Genomic DNA, 17,338 nt, shown 5'->3' on the forward strand with positions numbered 1-17,338 from the left:
CCGGCTCACCCCGCCGCGTTCATCAGGTCCACCGCGCTGTGCTGGCGGGCGGCGTCACTGCGCTGGAACGGCCCCGCCCAGGGCTGGTCGTAGGAGTCGGCGCTCGACCGGTCCCGCGCGTGCGCCGTGTCGGCCTGCCGCCGCAGGTACGAGGTGTACGGCCGGTCCGCCAGAGCGCGGTTGAGCGCCGCCAGCCCGCGCACGTAGATGCCCTTGAACGACGGCACGTCCCCGCCGCCCCCGTCGTCGAACAGGATGCCGCCGGGGTTGAGGAACGTGCTGGAGGTCGACGCGTCGGCGAGGGCGCGGGCACGGGTGAGCAGGCTCGCGTCACCGGTGGCCCGGTGCAGTTCGACCAGTGCGGCGAGCGGGACGCCCTGGTTGTAGCTCCACGGCGTGAGGTTGTTGTTGGCGCAGCTGGAGTTCAGGCCGTCGTTGACGAGGTTCGCGCTGTTGATCATCTTGCTGCCGAGGAACCAGGTCCAGCCCGCCCTGGCGCGGTTCAGGAAGGTGGTGTCGCCGGGGATCCTGTTGTGCAGGGCGGCGTTGAGCTGGACGTAGAGCGAGTTGGCGATCGCGTTCTTGTAGTTCTTGCTGGAGCTCCACCAGATCCCGCCGCCGCACACCGAGTCCCAGAACCGGTGGATGTGGTTCGCGCCCGCCCTCGCGGTGGTGAGGTACCTGCTGTCGCCGGTCAGGTCGTAGGCGGCCAGCCACGCGAGGCCCCACCAGGCGACGTCGTCGTTGTAGTCGTTGATGAAGTCGCCCTGCCAGGCCGCGCGGTTGAGGTCGTAGGTGCGGGCGATGGCGTAGCGGTAGCTGTTCATCCCGGTCACCCGGATGTTGTCGATGATCGCCGTCAGGGCGTTGGCGGAGTTCCACCAGCCGGTCGTGTCGAACAGGCCCGTGCCGAGGTTGTAGCGCTCCATCAACGCCGTCGCGGCGGCGGTGCGGCGCTCGCCCGCGTTCCACGTCGTGCGGTACCAGCTGGTGCACGCGATCGCGGACGAGCCGGCCGGGCGCCCGCAGGCGCGCAGCAGGCCGACGCCGAGACCGGTCCAGTCGTCGACGTTGAACATCATCGTGCGCCAGGTGCCGAAGCCCGCTGGGGCCGCCGTGTCGCCGAGCCTCGACCCGGAGCCCCAGCTGGCACCGGCGTCGAACGAGCGGTCCAGCCAGACCTCGTCGCCCTGCTGGGCGCTGGAGACGACCGCCCAGCCCATCGCGTCGGTGTCGTTGAACCGCAGGGAGATCTGCCGGCCTCCGACGGAGACGGTCTGGGCCAGGCGGTCCGCGGGGGCGAGCGCGGGATCGCGGGCGTCGCAGTACCTGTTGCAGACGACGGCCGAGGCGGCCGGTGGGACGCCGCCGGTCGAGGGCGGGGCCGTCGGCGGTGGGGTGGTGCCGGGCCGGTGCGCGGAACGCCGCGCTGCGAGGGGGAGTGAGGGATCGCGGTCGTCGCAGTAGTAGCCGCAGTCCACAACGGACTGGGCCACGGCCGGCGGGACGGCCACGAGGACTCCGGACACCATCAGGGACGCGAGAAACGCAGCTCTCAGCATGAGAACCTCCCGGTGCAGGGTGGGCGGCTCGGTGATGGATGAGAGCGCTCTCAAGATGAGGCTAGAGTTCGGGCGATTCGGTCGTCAATGCTTCTGTCCGGTCAGATTCCTGTGCCACGCCGACGGACTCCGGCACAAACTCGAACAGCCAACTTGTTGACTTAGTCGATTCAGAGCGCGGATTTTTGGTTTTTTTTGGCGCTCTCCATTGAGTTACGATCTCGTGAACGCCCAGCAGGGCGTCGTCGCCACCTCTTCCCACCCACGTGCGCTCCGGTCAGGGGCGCTGAGCCGTCGTGCCCACCTCCGGTCCCTGCCTGAAGGAGTTCGATGCGTTCCCTCGTCGCCTGCGCGGCGGCCGTGCTGGCCCTCGCCGGTGGCATCGTCGCCACCGCGTCCGGCCCGGCGTCCGCCGCCGTCGTCCCGAAGACACCGCCGCTGACCACCCCGTGGACGAGCCAGGTGCCGACCACCAACCCGCTGCCGGAGTACCCGCGCCCGCAGATGACGCGGCCGGACTGGCAGTCCCTCAACGGGGAGTGGGAGTTCCTCAACCCCGCCACCGACGGGGCGGGGAACGTCAACCGGTACGCGGCGCCGCCGCTGGGGCAGACGCTGCCCGAGCGCGTGCTGGTGCCGTACCCGATCGAGTCGGCGCTGTCGGGGATCATGCGCAACGACAACCGCGACCTGATGTTCTACCGGCGCACCTTCACCGTGCCGCCCGCGTGGAACGGCCGGCGCGTGCAGCTGCACTTCGGCGCGGTCGACTACGAGGCGACGGTCTGGGTCAACGGCACCCAGGTCACCACGCACAAGGGCGGCTACGACCGGTTCGAGGTCGACGTCACGCCGCAGCTCAACGGCGGCACCAACGAGATCGTCGTGCGCGTGTACGACCCGACCGACGGCCGCGGGGAGAAGCAGCCGGTCGGCAAGCAGGTCAACGACACCAGCCGGATCTTCTACACGCCGTCGTCGGGCATCTGGCAGACGGTGTGGCTCGAACCCACGGCGCCGACGTCGATCTTCTCCGTCGACGTGTACCCGAACCTCTCGAACAACACCGCGAGGGTCCGCGTCTTCACGCGCGGCAACACGACCGGGCACACCGTGCTCGCGGAGGCGATGGCCGGCACGACCGTCGTGGGCAGCGCGACCGGTGGCTTCACCGAGTTCTCCGTGCCGGTGCCGAACGCGCGGCGGTGGTCGCCGGACGACCCGTACCTGTACAACCTCCGGGTCTCCCTGCGGAACTCCTCCGGCGCCACCGTCGACCAGGTCGTGAACTACTTCGGCATGCGGGAGATCGGCACCAGGCTCGTCGACGGCGTGCTCCGGCCGACCCTCAACGGCGAGTTCGTGTTCCAGATCGGCACGCTGGACCAGGGTTTCTGGCCCGACGGCCTCTACACGGCGCCGACGGACGCGGCGCTCGCGTCGGACCTGCAGAAGCACAAGGACCTCGGCTTCAACATGGTCCGCAAGCACATCAAGGTCGAACCGGCCCGCTGGTACTACCACGCCGACCGCCTCGGACTGCTGGTGTGGCAGGACGTTCCGTCGACTCCGGCGTTCGACGCGAACCGCACGGCGGCGCAGATCGCGCAGTTCGAGACCGAGGCGCGCGAGATCGTCGACGAACACCGTTTCTCGCCCGCGGTCGTCACCTACGTGCCGTTCAACGAGGGCTGGGGGGAGTGGAGCCTCGCCGACACCCGGCGCGTCACCACCGATCTGAAGAACTACGACCCGACCCGGCTCGTGAACGCCCACAGCGGCTACAACTGCTGTGCCTCCAAGGGCGATCCGGGCACCGGTGACATCGTCGACTGGCACGTCTACACAGGACCGGACGCGCCGCGGCCGTCGTCGACCCGCGTCTCGGTGCTCGGCGAGTTCGGCGGCATCGGCCTGCGCACACCCGGCCACGAGTACAGCCCGAAGAACGACTTCTTCGCCTACGAACAGGTCTTCAGCGCCGCCCAGCTCAACGACCGCTACACCGGCATGGTCCGCGACGTGAAGCAGCTGATGACGACGAAGGGCCTGTCCGCCTACGTCTACACGGAGATCACGGACGTCGAGGGCGAGTACAACGGTCTGCTCACCTACGACCGGCGCTTGCAGAAGGTCGACACGAACCAGCTGCGGGCCGCGCACGGCGACCTGATCGCCGCGTCGCGCAACCTCAACTCCCCGGTCGACTTCACCCTCGGCCACGTCCGGTCGTTGCGCGTGACCACGCCGGGCTTCACCGACCGCTACCTGCGGCACGCGAACTCGGTGGCCCGCACGGACGTCCTCAGCGCCACCAGCGCCGACGGCGCCCGCCAGGACGCGTCGTTCCGCACGGTCGCGGGTCTGGCCGACGCGCGCTGCCACTCGTTCGAATCGGTGAACTTCCCGGGACGCTTCCTCAGGCACGCCAACGGCACCGCGCGCGTCGAGGCGTCCACCGGCGGGACGTTCGCGGCGGACGCGACGTGGTGCGCCCGGCCGGGTCTGGCGTCGGGCGGCACGTCGTTCGAGTCGCTGAACTTCCCGGGTTCCTACCTGCGCCACTACGCGGACAACGTCTACCTGGCCCGCAGCGGCGGCACCAACGCCTGGGACACCGCGACCGGGTTCGCCGCCGACTCCACCTGGGGCACGGCGGATCCGGCGCTGTGGCGCAGCTCGGCACGGCTCACCACCGACGTCCGCCAGTCGCTTCAGGTCGCGACCTGGGGCCACACCGACCGCTACCTGCGGCACTCGAACAGCCTGGCTTACACGGAGATCGTGAACGGCGGCAGCAGCGCCACGCTGAAGGCGGACGCCACGTACACGGTCCGCCGCGGGCTCGCCGACTCGTCGTGCTACTCGTTCGAGTCGGTGAACTTCCCGGGCCAGTTCCTGCGCCACGCCGACAGCCGGGTGCGGAACTCGCCGAACGACGGCTCGGCGCTGTTCCGCGACGACGCCACGTTCTGCGCGCGCCCCGGCCTGAGCGGCACGGGCGTGACGCTGGAGTCGATCAACAAGCCGGGCTCGTACCTGCGGCACTTCGAGTCGCAGGTGTACGTCGCCTCCGGCAACGCGGAGACCGGCTTCGACCGGCCTCAGACGCTGACCGCCGACAGCACCTGGACCATCGCGGCGCCCTGGGCGCCGTAGCTCCCCGGCCGGGGTGGTCGCGCGACCACCCCGGCCCTCTCCCCACAGCAAGGAGTTGGACATGGTGCGACGACGCACGGCCGGCCTGGCGGCAGCCCTCCTGACGCTGGGAGTGCTCGTGCCCGCGGGTGTGGCGACGGCGGCGGAGAGCAACGGCGGCACGCGAGTGCTCGCTCTCGGCGACTCGATCACCGACGGGTTCAACGTTCCCGGCGGTTACCGGATCAACCTGTGGCGCAGCCTCGCCGCCGCGGGACACCTCGTCGACTTCGTCGGCACCCAGTCCAACGGACCGGCCGACCTGCCCGACCACGACCACGAGGGCCATCCCGGCTGGCGCATCGACCAGATCGACGCCATCGTCACCTCGGTGCTGCGCGAGAGCACGCCGCGCACGGTGCTGCTCCACCTCGGCACGAACGACATCGCGCAGAACCACGACCTCGCGGGTGCTCCGGCGCGGCTGAGCGCGCTGGTCGACCACATCCGTGCGGCGGCGCCCAACGCCGAGGTGTTCGTCTCCTCGGTCGTCCCACTGTCCGACCCCGCCCTGGAGTCCAGGGCGAACGCCTACAACGCGACCATTCCCGACATGGTGCGCGGCAAGGGGTCCCGGGTCCACTACGTCGACATGCACGCCGCCCTCACCACCGCCGACCTGGCCGACGGCGTGCACCCCACCCGTGCGGGGTACGACAAGATGGCCGCGCGGTGGGCTTCCGCGCTCGCCGCCGTGCCCGGATCGGCGGGGAACGACGGTGCTCCCGTCACCCTGCCCTCCGGTCTGCGTTCGCTGCGCGTCACCACCCCCGGCTTCACCGACCGGTACGCGCGGCACCAGAACTCGCTGGGGTACACCGCACACGTCGACCCGGGCAGTTCCGCGGTGCTCAAGTCCGACGCGACCTGGCGGGTCGTCCCCGGTCTCGCCGGCGACTGCCACAGCCTGGAGTCGCGCAACTTCCCGGGCTACTACCTGCGCCACCAGGACAGCCGGGTGAAGATCAGCGCGGACGACGGAACGGCGTTGATGCGTGCCGACGCCACGTGGTGCGGCCGGTCCGCGCCGACCGGGGTGCGGCTGAGCTCCTGGAACTTCCCCGGTTCCTACCTGCGGCACATCAACAGCGAACTGGGGCTGGCCACGCCGGGCGGGTCCGGTGCCGACGACACGGCGTCGAGCCTCGTCCCCGACATCGCCTGGTCGTTCGACGCGCCCTGGGCGCCCTGAGGCGTCACCCGCCGAACGACTCGACGGCCTTGGTCAGCTCGCCCACGGTCTCCACGAGCGGTGCGACGGGCTTCACCATGTTGTTGAGCCGCTCCAGGACGCGCGCGATCACACCGCGGTCGGGTTCGGGCGACTCGAGCTCGTCCTGGAGCTCCTCGGCGACCTCCGTGGCCTCGTCGGGGAGCTCGGCGCGGTGGCGTTCGAGCAACGCCATCAGCTCCGCCACCAGTTCGTTGGTCGCCGGTGAGGCGGTGAACTGGAGGCCGTGGCTGGTGGCGCGGGCGTTCTGGCCCACCGCCTGGTTGCCGACGTTGCTCACCCCGCCCGACTGCTGGATGCCGTAGTTCGGTGAGCTGTCCGGCACGGTTTCCCCTTCGGTCACTGCGGTTTCCCGGCTGCGGGTTCGGGTGTGGCGAAGTGGGCGGTGGCGGTGGCCTCGCTGCCGACCGCCTGGTTGCCCACGTTGCTGGTGCCGCCGGTCTGGATGATGCCCTGGTTGAGGATCGTCATCTGGCGGTTGCGGAACTCGGTGGTGTCCACCCCGCGTTCGTCGAGGAAGTCGAGCAGCGCCGCGAGCACGTGCCGTTCGATCAGCTTGAGATGCTTGGCGGCGTCGGTCTTCTGGAAGTAGTTGTGGTAGTTGGCGTCCGAAGCCTCCTCTCGGACGCTGAACCGGGCGCCGTAGCTGTACCCGAGGTCCTGCTCGGCGATCGCCCGCTCGATCGTGCGGTGCCGTTGCCAGCGCCAGTGGAAGGTCGCGTCCCGCAGCACGCGGAACGGCGCGCGCGGCACGGCGCCGGCGAGCCCGCTGGCCGCCCTGGCGAGCAGGCGGCCGACCGCACCGGCCGTGAGCACGGGGCTGATGCGGTCGACGTCGTGGTACTGCTGCCACAACGGCCCCAGCACCGTCCGGTCGCACTGCAGGTAGAGCAGCCGCCCGTCGGTGGAGAAGTGCAGGAACGTGCTGGCGACCACCTCACCGCCCCAGGACGGGACCTGGGCGCAGAGGTAGTGCCGCGCCGAGCCGTGTGGTCGCGCGGCGAGCCGGGCCAGTTCGTCGTCCGCCAGGTGCTGCAGGGGCGCCTGGTCGCGCTCGGGCAGCAGGGCCGGGTGCAGGACGAGCGCGTTGCCGCTGACGAACGCCCGCTCGGTGAGGACGAGGCCCGGCAGCTCGTCGGGCTCCACGCCGATGCCCGCCAGCCGGGCGCGCACGTGGGTCACGAGCTCGGCCACGTCGAGCGGCACCACCGCGTCGGAGTCCTCGCGCAGCGAGGGCAGCGCGAACGACCACGTGGACACCAGCGGGCCGTGGCCGATGAACGGGGTGAAGCCGTCGTAGACGGTGACGTTGCCGCCTTCGGCGACGTCGATCGCCTCCAGCCGATCGGACAACCAGGCCTGGCTCGCGGGCAGTTCCGGCGCCTCCTCCGGCCGGAACGCGGACCGAGTGAGCTCGCTCAGCAACGTCCGGCGGATCCGCCACTCGGTCCACACCACCAGCCCGTACATCAGGAGGCCGACCAGCAGCGCGACCCACGGCAGGCCGACCAGCCAGTCGTCGACCGGCGGCTCGGGCCGGGGACGGCTCCGCGTCGGTTCCGGTGCCGTGCCGAGCGCGGACACCATCGACACGGTCACCAGCACCAGGCCCGCGAGCGTGATCAGCGCGAAGACGATGTCGCGCAACCGGCGGGACTCCGCGGCGCGCTTCGCGAGGCCACCGGCGACCGGTAGCACCACCAGCAGGGCCAGAACTGTCCACAGTGGAGAGATCACGAGCGCCAGCGCGGTCGCGGCGAGCAGGCACCAGTCACGCACCCGGCGTTGCCGGATGCCCGCCAGCGCGTGCAGCAGCACGGGCCGCAGCGAGAACCCGACCGACGGCGCCGTGGCGTGCAGGTCGTCGTGCAGCAGCGCCTTGCTCGTCCGCTCGGCGAAGCCCTCGTCGGTCCGCGCCGCGACGCACAGGTAGCGGGTCGTGTCGTCGGGGGAGAACGGCAGGCTCATCGGATCCCCTTCACCACAACGACTTCGGCGCGTTCGCGGGACGTACGCGCTTCTCGGGTTCACGACGTTTCGCGGCGGCCACGACGGCACCGAGCACCGACCCGAACAGCACCCCGAACGCCGCCGACGAGCTGAGCTGGACGAGGAAGAACTCCTCGGGCTGACCGGGGTTCAGGTAGGGGAGTGTGGAGCGGTCGTCGACCAGCACCACCGTGACGAACCCGGACGCCAGCCCCGCGACCACCGCGCTGAGCGTCGTCGCCCCGGCGGTGGTGACGAACAGCGCCTTGCCGCCCGCCGTGCCGCTGACCCAGCCCGACACCTTGTTCAGCCCCAGCACGGCCAGCGCCACGAACAACGCCGTCCGCAGGTTCCCGAACCAGAAGAAGAACGGGCCCGCCTGGTCGATGTCGACGAACCAGGCCGGGTACGAGAGCAGGACGGTGGCGACGCGCAGGACCGAGTCGGAGTCGGCCAGTGCGAGGTCGAGGTTCAGCCACGGGTTGCCGACGAGCGCGACGAAGCCCAGCAGCACGGCGACACCGGGTGCGAGCAAACGCCGTGAGTGAGGTTCCCCCTGCCCTGTCACACCCGCAAACCTAGATCTCTCCGGGGTTCGGCGGCGACGGCCGATTGGCGTACGGCTGCTGGCAGGGGAGGCATTGTGCGCTAACCGCGGCGACTAGCGGCCTGGGCGCGGGCCGTCCCGCCGCGTTCGAAGCCAGGCAGGCCGCGCCCCGTCATCCCGTGCGCGCCGAACTGGCCCGCACCGCCAACTCGAACCCGGCCACGTGCAACCGCCCCGGCACGTCCGCCCCCTGCACCCGGTCGATCAGCCGGCTCACCGCCAGCTCGGCGATCTGCCGCTTGTCCGGTGACACCGACGTCAGCGGCACCAGTCCGTACGCGCTGTCGTCGATGTCGTCGAACCCGACCACGGCGATGTCGTCCGGTACCCGCAGCCCGGCCTGGTTCAGCGCGTGCATCGCCCCGAGCGCCACCGGGTCGTTGGCGCACAGCAGGCCGTCGACCGGGCCGGATCCCTTGGCCGCCAGCAGTTCCGTCACGGCGGCGAAGCCGTTCGCGCGGTGGTACCCGTCCACCTCCACCACCTGGCGGAACGGGAGGGCGGCCGCGGTGAGTTCGAGCTGGTAGCCCTCGATGCGCTGCTCCGCCATGTCGGAGCGGAAGTCGCGGGCGCGGCCGATGAAGGCGATGCGGCGGCAGCCCTGTTCGACGAGGTGGCGGGTGGCGGCGCGGGCCGCGGCCACGTTGTCGATCGCGATCCGGTCGATGCCCGGGATGTCGTGCTCTCCCAGCAGGACCAGGGGGCCGGTGTCGCTGTTCTCGATGTCCTCCGGTTCGCACGCGGACGCGCTGAACAGCAGGCCGTCGACGAGCTGGCGGTCGATGCGTTGCAGCAGTGCGGCTTCGCGGCCGCGCTCGCCGAGGGTCTGCATGACCAGCACGGTGTAGCCGCGGCGTTCGGCCTCGTGCACGACCAGGCGGGCCAGTTCGGCGAAGTAGCCGACGTCGAACTCCGGGAACGCCAGGGCGATCAGGCCGCTGCGACCGGTGCGCAGGCTGCGGGCCGCGCGGTTGGGGCGGTAACCGACCTCGTCGATCGCGGCCAGCACGCGGCGGCGGACGTCCTCGCTGATGTGCTGGTAGTCGTTGACGACGTTCGACACGGTCCGCGTCGAGACGCCCGCCCGTAGCGCCACGTCGCGCTGTGTAGCCGCCACGGTCAGTTTCCTCCAGAGCCCTCGTGTCCTTGTCCAGCCAGTTTGCCACGTGGTAGGAATGTGCCACGTGGCAAACGGGGGTGTGTCGCCCGGATGGCGTTGGCCGCGGACCACCTACCGACCTCAGCGTGGAGGTGTTCGACGGTGACGCTCGACAGGAGGCAGGCGCTCAAGGCGATGGCGCTCGGCGGGACCGCTCTGGCCACCGCCGCCTGCGGCAGCCCGCTGGCGAGCGGGCTCGTGGCGACGCCGCTGGAACCGGAGAAGGTCGCGTTCTGGAACCTTTGGTCCGGCGGTGACGGCGCCCGCGCGCAGCAGATCTTCGAGCGCTACCGGGCCGCCCGCGGTGCCGGGTCGCTGGAGGCGACCACCCTCGCGTGGGGCAGCCCGTACTACACGAAACTCTCGCTCTCGATCGTCGGCGGACGGCCGCCGGACGTGGCGGTCTGCCACCTGTCGCGGCTGTCCAACTTCGCCCGCGCGGGACTGCTCACCGAGCTCACCCCGGCGATGCTGCAGGGCGCGGGCATCGACGGCGCGCAGTTCGACGCCTCGGTGTGGCGGTCGGGCCTGGTCGACGGCAGGGCGTACGGCCTGCCGGTCGACATCGGCGCGCTCGTCCTCTACTACAACACCGAGATCTGCGGCCGCGCCGGACTGCTGGACGCCTCCGGGCGCCTGAAACCGATCACCGGCGAGGCCACCTTCCGCGCCGCGCTCGCCGCCACGCGTGAGGCCGGTTCGCGGTGGGGGCTCGTGTCCCCGGTCATCGCGGACCCGTCGTCGAACTGGCGGATCTTCGACACCGTCTACACGCAGATGGGCGGCCAGGAGGTGCTGGGCGGCAACGGCACGCGGGTCACGATGGACGACCGGACCGCCGCGGAGAGCCTGCGCTGGTTGCGGGAGCTGACCGCGGCGGGGCTGAGCCCGGACACCGCCACCGACGTCACGTCCGTGTCGCTCTTCGCGGCGGGGCAGAGCGCGTTCCTCGTCCACGGGGCCTGGCAGACGCCGACGATCGTCGACTCGGAGGTCCCCTTCTCGCTCGCTCCCGTGCCGCAGCTCTTCGACCGCCCGGCCGTGTTCGCCGACAGCCACACGCTGGTGTTCCCCCGCACCGACTCGGGCGGCGGTCCGGGGCGTGCGCTCGGGTTCGCGAAGTTCTTCCTGGAGAACACGGACGTGTGGGCCCAGGGCGGCAGCCTCCCGGTCTACCGGCCGGTGCTGGAGGGTTCCTGGTTCCGCGACTACGAACCGGTGGCGAGCACGGCGCCGACCAAGGACGTCGCGATCTACGACCCGCCCGCCTGGTACTCGGGCGCCGGCTCGACCATGCAGACGCTGGTCGGCGCGCAGGTGGCCCTGGCGCGGCAGGGACTCGCGAGTCCGGAGGACGCGGTCCGCGCCATCCGGGACGCGCTCACCGGGTACGCCGCCACCCCCAGCCCCCTGTGAACCGGAGGACCACCATGACCACCGCCACGGTGGCGCCCCCGCGCACCCCACCGTTCACAAGCGACACCGCTACCACCCCGCGCACCCGCGGCAACGCCGCACCCTGGCTGTTCCTGGCGCCGTTCGGCGTGCTGTACCTGCTGTTCGTGCTCGGGCCCACGGCGTACGGGTTCGTGCTGTCCTTCTTCGACACCAGCCTCGTGCGGCCGGGGCTGGGCGACGCCGTCGGTTTCGGCAACTTCACCGACCTCCTCGCCAGCGCGGACTTCTGGTCCTCGCTGGGGAACACCGTCCGGTTCACGCTCTTCACGACACCGGTGCTGGTGGTGCTGAGCCTCGTGCTCGCCGTGCTGGTGAACCGGGTCGGGCGCGGCAACCGGGTGTTCCGCTTCGCCTTCTTCCTGCCCTACGTCCTGCCGTCGGCGACCGTCGCGCTGATCTGGATGTTCATCCTCACCCCGGACAGCGGCGGGCTCGCGACCGTGCTGGGCGCCGTGGGCGTCGACGCGCCGTCGTGGCTCGGCGACCCGGACTGGGCGATGCAGGCGATCGCGGGCGTCACGCTCTGGTGGACGCTCGGCTTCAACTTCGTGCTGTACCTGGCCGCGCTGCAGGACATCCCGCGCGAGCTCTACGAGGCCGCGGCGATCGACGGTGCCGGCCCGTGGCAGCAGACCGCCCGGATCACGTTCCCGTTGCTGCACCGCACCACGGCGCTCGTGACGGCGTTGCAGCTGATCGCGTCGCTGAAGGTGTTCGACCAGATCTACCTGATGACCATGGGCGCCGCGGACACCCGGCCGGTGCTGGAGTACGTCTACGACACCGGGTTCACCGACTACCGCGTGGGCGCCGCGTCCGCCGCGTCGATGCTCTACTTCCTGCTGATCCTGCTGGTGTCCGGGCTCTGGCTGCTCGCCACCCGCCGCCGCGACCGCGAGGTGATCCGATGACCGCGCTCAGCGCCGCGGCGCCCGGCCGCAGGCAGGCCTCCGCCGTCTCCGCCACCAGGATGTTCGACACCTTGTGCCTCGTGGTCGTCGTGATCTTCGCGGTGCTCTGGGTGCTCCCGACCGCGTTCGCGGTCCGGACCTCGTTGGTGGAGAACACGACGGCGGCCCAGGGCGCCACGGCGATCGCCGGCAGCGGTGACCTGACGCTGCACTCCTACCTGGCGCTGTTCGCCCAGGGCGACGTCCAGAACTGGTACCTGTCCAGCGCGATCACCTCGGTCCTCACCGTCGTGCTGACGCTCGTCACCGCGAGCATGGCGGCGTTCGCCCTGTCCCGGTTGCGCTTCCGCGGCAAGCGGGCGGTGTTCCTGGTGGTGCTCGCCGGGATCGTGATCCCCGGTCAGGTGCTGATCGTGCCGTGGTTCCGCGAGCTCGGCGCGTTCGGACTGCTCAACACCTACTGGGCGGTGATCCTCCCGCAGGTGCCGTCGGCGATCGCGGTGTTCGTCTTCAAGCAGTTCTTCGACGGCCTGCCGCGCGAGATCGAGGAGGCCGCGCTGGTCGAGGGCGCCGGACCGTGGACGCTCTACCGGCGGATCGTGCTGCCGCTGAGTCGCCCGGCCGTCTCCGCCGTCGCGATCTTCACGTTCGTGTGGACGTGGAACAACCTGCTGTGGCCGTTGATCGCGGTGTCGAACCCGGCGCTGATGACCGTCCCGGTGGGACTCGCGACCGTGCAGGGCTCCTTCGGCGAGCGCTACGCCGACGTGATGGCATCCTCGATCCTCGGCGCGCTGCCGCTGGTCCTGCTGTTCCTGTTCTTCCAGCGCCGCATCGTCGAAGGCGTCACCAGCACCGGCCTCAAGGGCTGAGCCGGGATCCGAAGGAGCTCACCGATGACCCACCCCCGTCCCCAGCTGACGCGGGCGAACTGGACCGACCTGTGCGGCGAGTGGGAGTTCACCCACGACGACGCCGAGGCGGGCCTCGACGAGAACTGGCACGCGATCGGGGCGGTGTTCGACCGCACGATCACCGTGCCGTACCCGCCGGAGTCGGCCGCGAGCGGCATCGGCGACACGGGTCTGCACCCGGTCGTCTGGTACCGCCGCACGTTCGCCGTCGAGCCCGGCGGCAACCGGGTGCTGCTGCACTTCGGCGCCGTCGACCACCGGGCGTCGGTCTGGGTCAACGGGCAGCTGGTCGCGACGCACGAGGGCGGCCACACGCCGTTCTCCGCGGACATCACCGCGGCGTTGCGCGACGGCGCCGAGCAGGTGCTGGTCGTGCGAGCGGAGGACCGCGACGACCCGCACCAGCCGCGCGGCAAGCAGGACTGGCGGCCAGAGCCGCACGACATCTGGTACCACCGCACCACCGGCATCTGGCAGCCCGTGTGGCTCGAACTCGTGCCGCTGGTGTGGATCGACTCGGTGCGCTGGACGCCCAGGCCGTTCGACGGCGTGGTCGAGCTGGAGGCCGGGTTCGGCGGCGTGCCGGACGGCCACCGGCTCGACGTCCGGCTGCGGCTGGGCGACGAGGTGCTCGCCGAGCAGTCGGTGTACGTGCGGGGCGAGCGCGCGCGGCTCACGATCAGCCTGCCGGTGGCGGAGAACCGCCAGGAGCTCGGTCGGCTGCTGTGGTCCCCGGAACGGCCCACCCTGATCGACGCCGACCTCGAACTCTCCGGCGCCACGGGCACCGACGCCGTGCGGAGCTACCTCGGGCTGCGCACGACCGGTGTCCGCGAGGGCCGCTTCACCCTCAACGACGCGCCGTACTTCCCGCGGATGGTGCTGGCCCAGAACTACTGGCCGGAGAGCCACCTGGCCGCGTCGGACGACGAGCTGCTGCGCGAGGCGCAGTTGGTCAAGGAGCTCGGGTTCAACGGCGTCCGGATCCACCAGAAGGTCGAGGACCCCCGGTTCCTGCACCACTGCGACCGGCTCGGCCTGCTCGTGTGGGGCGAACTGCCGAGCGCGTACGCGTTCTCGGCCACGTCGGCGGGCCGGCTCAGTCGCGAGTGGACGGAGGTCGTCCTGCGCGACGTCAGCCACCCCTGCGTCGTGGCGTGGGTGCCGATCAACGAGAGCTGGGGCGTCGACCACATCGCCACCGACCCGGCGCAGCGCGCGCTGGCGACGGCCCTGTACCACCTGACGAAGGCGCTCGACCCGACCCGGCCCGTGATCTCGAACGACGGCTGGGAGCACACGACCAGCGACATCTACGGCCTGCACGACTACACGCCGACCGCCGCGGGGTTGCTGTCCCGCTACGGTGACGCCGCCCGCGTCGAGTCCACTTTGGCCGGTTCCGGTCCGGCCGGGCGCAGGCTCCTGCTGGAAGGCCGCATCCCGGGCGTACCGGTGATGCTGTCCGAGTACGGCGGCCTGAGCTTCACCCCGCAGGCGGGGGAGGAGTGGCACGGCTACGCGACCCTCGCCGACGCGGACGCGTTGCTCAAGCGCTACGACGAACTCACCTCCGCCCTGCTCGAAAGCCCTGCCGTGGCCGGGTTCTGCTACACGCAGCTCACCGACACCCTGCAGGAGACCAACGGCCTGCTCACCGCGGACCGGCAGCCGAAGCTGCCCGTCGACGAGGTGCGCCGCATCAACCGCCGCCCCGCAGCCGCGATCCCCGTCGAGGAGGTCGCGCAGGAGTACGACCAGGCAAAGCGCCGCTCCGGCGGCGAATGACCGATTCCAGGAGGCGACAACAATGCGTCTGCGAGTGATTCTGGTTGTTCTGATCAGCGCGTTGTCGGTGGCCGGTGCCGTCACACCGGCACGGGCGGCCGCGGGGACCGAGGTCGGCGCGGGCATGTACCCGCGAGTGGTGCGGTTGCAGCACTCCGGCGCGGCGAACGGGACCTACGTGTCCAGTTCCGTCGCGTTCCCGGCCGACCGGCCCCACGGCGTCGCGAGGATCTACACGAGCACGGACGGCCGCAACCACCGCTCCATCGCGACCATCTCCGACTCGACGGCGTCGCGCGGCATCTGCTGCGGCACGCTGTACGAACTGCCCGCTCCCGTCGGCACCCTCCCGGCGGGCACACTGCTGTGGTCGGCGTCGTTCGGCGGCGACGACCACAGCGCGAGCTGGCCGATGGTCATCCGCGTCTGGCGCAGCACCGACCAGGGCAGGACCTGGCAGTTTCTCAGCACCCTCGCCACGGCGCGCAACGCGGGCGGCCTCTGGGAACCGGAGTTCTCCATCGCGGCGAACGGGCGCCTGGTCGCCCACTACGCCGACGAGACGGACCCGGACCACAGCCAGAAGCTCGTCCAGGTGACGTCCGCGAACGGCGTCGACTGGACGGCCCCGGCCGACGTCGTGGCCGTGCCGAACCGCGCCGACCGGCCCGGCATGCCCGGCGTGCGCAAGCTGCCCGACGGCACCTTCCTGATGACGTACGAGATCTGCGGCCCGACCTACAGCTGCGCGACCTTCCTGCGCACGTCCCCCGACGGCCTGCGCTGGGGCGCGGTCACCGCGGCGGGCACCCGCCCCGCCACGGCCGACGGCACGCACTTCCGCCACACCCCGACCATCGTCCTCAAAGGATCGACGATCGTCCTCATCGGACAGGTGCTGGTGAACGCCGCCGGAACCGCCCAGAACGGCAACGGCGGGGCGATCCTGGTGGGCACGCTGGGCGGCACGTGGACGCAGCGGGCCGCGCCAGTCACCGTCGCCGGACCCGTGGTCGGGTCACCCGGTCCGGTGCAGAACTACAGCCCGTCGCTGGTGTTCTCGGCGGACGGCCGCACGCTGGTCGAGGTGACCACGGCGGACAAGGCGGGCCTCAGCACGGTCTACGCGGGCACCGCCGCGTTCTGACCTGGCACAAGGATCGTGGGACGCCCGTCGGTCGCCGGTGGGCGTTCCCGCGTCAGCGGGCTGACGCCCGGTCGTCGTACTCCCGTTGCGCGGCCATGACTTCGCCGCTGTGCTCGACCGTCCACTCGTACAGGGCGACGAAGGGCGCGCGGAACGACTCGCCCAGCGGCGTGAGGGAGTACTCGACCCCGATCGGCGAGGTCTCGAGCACCCGGCGCCGGATCAGGCCGTTGCGCTCCAGCCTGCGCAGCGTCTGGGTCAGCACCCGCTGCGTCACGCCGTCGAGCTGCCGCTTGATCTCGTTGAACCGCGTCGGTCGTTCGAGGACCGCCAGCGCCATCATCGACCACTTGTCGGCGACCTGGTCGAGGATCGGCCGGCTCGGGCAGTCGACGCTGAACCGCGGGGCGTCGGTGGTGTCCATGGGGATCCTTAGTGCTCGGAAAGTGCGTTATTGATCATTCGCGGGGCTCGGACCAGTGTGGGTATGCATCGCAAACCTACTGGCTCATCGACAACCAAGGGGCATCCGTGAACCTGGACGCGTACAAGACCCTGACCGTCGGCATCGACGACGGAATCGCGCGGATCGCGCTGGACAACCCGCCCGTCAACGTGCTGAGCGGAACCCTGATCCGCGAACTGCACGACGTGCTCGGCGCGCTGCGCGACGACCGCTCGGTCCGCGTCATCGTGTTCTCCAGCGCGAACCCGGAGTTCTTCCTCGCCCATGTCGACATCCACATCCTCGACGAGTTGGACGGACTGCAGGAGATCGCCGACCGCAACCCCGGCGCCAACCTGTTCCAGGGCGTCGGCGAGCTGCTGCGCCACCAGCCGCAGGTCACGATCGTCAAGCTGGCCGGCAAGGCCCGCGCCGGCGGAGCCGAGTTCGTCGCGACGGCCGACCTGACCTACGCGGCGCGGGAGACGGCCGGTCTCGGCCAGACCGAGGTGCTGATGGGCATCGTCCCGGGCGGCGGCGGAACCCAGTACCTGCGCGACCGGGTCGGGCGGAACCGCGCCCTCGAACTGCTGCTCACCGCCGACCTGGTGGACGCCGACACGGCCGCCGCCTACGGCTGGATCAACCGCGCGGTGCCCGCGGCCGAGCTCGACGCCGTGGTGGACGACGTGGCGAGCAAGATCGCCGCGCTTTCATCGGAGATCATCGCGGCGGCGAAGGGGCTGGTGCCGCCGGCGGACCTCGCGGACGGCCTGAAGGCGGAGCACGCCGCGTGGGCCGAGTTGGTGAGCGGGCCCCTGCCCCTGCAGCTCATGACGCGCACCTTGGAACACGGTGTGCAGACGCCGGAAGGTGAACGCGACCTGGAAGCGGTCATGCGCACCGTGGCCGCCGGCCTCCAGGCCTGA

General features: G+C 71.0%; 14 protein-coding genes. 8 read left to right on the forward strand and 6 right to left on the reverse strand.

Going from position 1 to position 17,338, the window contains the following annotated elements:
• Window positions 1-5: 5 nt before the first annotated feature.
• Window positions 6-1,562: a glycoside hydrolase family 76 protein gene (locus ND450_RS04890; protein ID WP_253324953.1), complete on the reverse strand. Its 1,557-nt coding sequence runs from the start codon at window positions 1,560-1,562 to the stop codon at window positions 6-8.
• Between the two features lie 330 nt (window positions 1,563-1,892).
• Here ND450_RS04890 and ND450_RS04895 point away from each other — a divergent pair, with 330 nt between their 5' ends.
• Together ND450_RS04895 and ND450_RS04900 are read left to right on the forward strand one after the other, a co-directional pair.
• Entirely contained in the window at window positions 1,893-4,721 is a 2,829-nt protein-coding gene (locus tag ND450_RS04895; protein ID WP_253324954.1) for an AbfB domain-containing protein, read from the forward strand.
• 61 nt (window positions 4,722-4,782) lie between these two features.
• Window positions 4,783-5,952, forward strand: a complete 1,170-nt coding sequence (locus ND450_RS04900) for an AbfB domain-containing protein (protein WP_253324955.1) — start codon at window positions 4,783-4,785, stop codon at window positions 5,950-5,952.
• A gap of 4 nt (window positions 5,953-5,956) precedes the next feature.
• Here the strand turns inward: ND450_RS04900 and ND450_RS04905 are convergent, their stop codons facing one another.
• From ND450_RS04905 to ND450_RS04920, 4 genes are all read right to left on the reverse strand, one after another.
• On the reverse strand, window positions 5,957-6,334 hold the full coding sequence (locus tag ND450_RS04905; RefSeq protein ID WP_253324956.1) for a hypothetical protein: 378 nt from the start codon (window positions 6,332-6,334) through the stop codon (window positions 5,957-5,959).
• Window positions 6,331-7,959, reverse strand: coding sequence for a hypothetical protein (locus tag ND450_RS04910; RefSeq protein WP_253324957.1), 1,629 nt, complete (start codon window positions 7,957-7,959; stop codon window positions 6,331-6,333). Before ND450_RS04910 ends, ND450_RS04905 begins: the two co-directional genes overlap by 4 nt.
• Window positions 7,960-7,969: 10 nt before the next feature.
• Window positions 7,970-8,515, reverse strand: a complete 546-nt coding sequence (locus ND450_RS04915) for a hypothetical protein (RefSeq protein ID WP_253324958.1) — start codon at window positions 8,513-8,515, stop codon at window positions 7,970-7,972.
• Between the two features lie 184 nt (window positions 8,516-8,699).
• Complete coding sequence (locus tag ND450_RS04920; RefSeq protein WP_253324959.1) at window positions 8,700-9,704, reverse strand: LacI family DNA-binding transcriptional regulator; 1,005 nt, start codon at window positions 9,702-9,704, stop codon at window positions 8,700-8,702.
• A 144-nt stretch (window positions 9,705-9,848) separates the two neighbouring features.
• On the opposite strand from ND450_RS04920, the gene ND450_RS04925 reads away from it, so the two are divergent.
• Genes ND450_RS04925 through ND450_RS04945 form a run of 5 tightly spaced genes read left to right on the forward strand, consistent with a single transcriptional unit; the run spans window position 9,849 to window position 15,964 of the window.
• A complete protein-coding gene (locus tag ND450_RS04925; protein ID WP_253324960.1) occupies window positions 9,849-11,162 on the forward strand; it encodes an extracellular solute-binding protein in 1,314 nt (437 codons plus the stop codon).
• Window positions 11,163-11,176: 14 nt separating this feature from the next.
• Complete coding sequence (locus ND450_RS04930) at window positions 11,177-12,115, forward strand: carbohydrate ABC transporter permease (protein WP_253324961.1); 939 nt, start codon at window positions 11,177-11,179, stop codon at window positions 12,113-12,115.
• Window positions 12,112-12,987 carry a carbohydrate ABC transporter permease gene (locus ND450_RS04935; protein WP_253324962.1) on the forward strand — a complete coding sequence of 292 codons (876 nt, stop codon included), beginning with the start codon at window positions 12,112-12,114 and terminating at the stop codon, window positions 12,985-12,987. Before ND450_RS04930 ends, ND450_RS04935 begins: the two co-directional genes overlap by 4 nt.
• Before the next feature lie 24 nt (window positions 12,988-13,011).
• Window positions 13,012-14,817, forward strand: a complete 1,806-nt coding sequence (locus ND450_RS04940) for a glycoside hydrolase family 2 protein (protein ID WP_253324963.1) — start codon at window positions 13,012-13,014, stop codon at window positions 14,815-14,817.
• 34 nt (window positions 14,818-14,851) lie between these two features.
• Window positions 14,852-15,964 carry an exo-alpha-sialidase gene (locus tag ND450_RS04945; protein WP_253324964.1) on the forward strand — a complete coding sequence of 371 codons (1,113 nt, stop codon included), beginning with the start codon at window positions 14,852-14,854 and terminating at the stop codon, window positions 15,962-15,964.
• Between the two features lie 52 nt (window positions 15,965-16,016).
• Here the strand turns inward: ND450_RS04945 and ND450_RS04950 are convergent, their stop codons facing one another.
• On the reverse strand, window positions 16,017-16,388 hold the full coding sequence (locus ND450_RS04950; protein ID WP_089924557.1) for a helix-turn-helix domain-containing protein: 372 nt from the start codon (window positions 16,386-16,388) through the stop codon (window positions 16,017-16,019).
• A gap of 107 nt (window positions 16,389-16,495) precedes the next feature.
• Between ND450_RS04950 and ND450_RS04955 the strand changes: the two genes are divergently transcribed.
• A complete protein-coding gene (locus ND450_RS04955) occupies window positions 16,496-17,338 on the forward strand; it encodes an enoyl-CoA hydratase/isomerase family protein (RefSeq protein WP_253324965.1) in 843 nt (280 codons plus the stop codon).

This window comes from Lentzea sp. HUAS12 (assembly GCF_024125735.1).
Taxonomy (GTDB): domain Bacteria; phylum Actinomycetota; class Actinomycetes; order Mycobacteriales; family Pseudonocardiaceae; genus Lentzea; species Lentzea albida.